Source organism: Paenibacillus sp. MZ04-78.2 (genome assembly GCF_024213375.1).
In the GTDB taxonomy this organism is placed as follows: domain Bacteria; phylum Bacillota; class Bacilli; order Paenibacillales; family NBRC-103111; genus Paenibacillus_G.
The window spans coordinates 1-1,257 of record NZ_JANAVJ010000111.1; the positions used below are offsets into that span (position 1 = coordinate 1).

Annotated in this window: 1 protein-coding gene; it reads left to right on the plus strand. The window is 43.4% G+C overall.

What is annotated here, in order from left to right; all coding sequences use genetic code 11:
* Positions 1-105 precede the first annotated feature (105 nt).
* Positions 106-1,245: an IS4 family transposase gene (locus tag NLX71_RS26240; protein ID WP_254366754.1), complete on the plus strand. Its 1,140-nt coding sequence runs from the start codon at positions 106-108 to the stop codon at positions 1,243-1,245.
* Positions 1,246-1,257: the final 12 nt, after the last annotated feature.

A 1,257-nucleotide genomic window follows, 5' to 3' on the forward strand; every position in this document is an offset into this window, starting at 1 on the left:
CACGCCTGTTGATTAACCAAAATAAGGTATTCAAAAATTGAAAAAAGGCCACTCTTTCGATAAAATCGATTCTACCACAGAACCCGATTCGAAAGAGGCGACCTCATGAAAAAGTCTACCACGTTTACAAACCTTGTTCAAATTCTTCTTAAAGAAGAAGATGTGATCAGCATACTGAAAGAGTTGAACTACAAAGATACAGCACGCAAATTTACAGCACATCAGTTACTGGTATTCTTTATGCACGCAGCTTTGGGACAATGGGGTGGTTATCGCTCCGGTGTCGTTAAAGCCGAAATCTGTGGGCTCCAAACCGTTTGCTTTTCTACCTTCTCATCCAAAGCTAGCGAAGTACCGTATGAGCTTTTCAAGCGCCTGTTTCATTTGTTGATTTCAAGGTGTAATCGTGCAACCAAACGCCAATTGCACATACCCAACGATCTGTTATTGGTAGACTCGACAACGATCACGGTAGGAAAAACACGTCTGCCTTGGGCGCTGTTTCATGGAGAACGCGCAGGAATCAAGCTGCATGTCGCATTCGCTGCGGCTACTGAGCAACCCGTTCAGGTCATTGAAACGATCGGTACGGTTCATGATGGCCCTATCGGTGAGAAGCTTGCGGACAAGGATTACATCTTAGTAAATGACCGAGCTTACGGGAAGATCAAGCGTTTTGATCAATATGTCGCGGAGAAGCAGTATTTTGTAACACGTATCAAAGAGAACGTAACGCTTGTGAACCCACATTCCTTACAGAACAGGAAAGTGGAAACCTCGAACGTCATACGGGATATTACTTGTTATCTCGGAACACCTCAGTGCCAGTCGGAGCTTCGACATCGCGTCGTGATCTTTCAAGATAACAACGGCAATGAAATTCGGGTCGCAACCAATCTTGTGCATCTATCAGCCGAGGAAATTGCTGATACCTACAAGGCACGCTGGGGTATTGAAGTTTTCTTCAGATGGATAAAACAGAACCTAAATGTACCTGTTTTGTTTGGCACAACAATGAATGCCGTGTTCAATCAGCTTTTTGCCGCGTTGATGACTTACGTTATCTTGAAATGGTTGTATGATCACTCAAAATCATTTGTCATCCTTTGCAAGAGAATGCCCTTGATCCGTTTCACGGAACAAATTCAGCACGATCAACTACAAATTGAATGGATCATCGCCACTACCAAAGTGTTGGAAAAACATGTCTATTTGTCAAACCTCAAAAAACCAGTATCTGGTTAATCAACAGGCGTG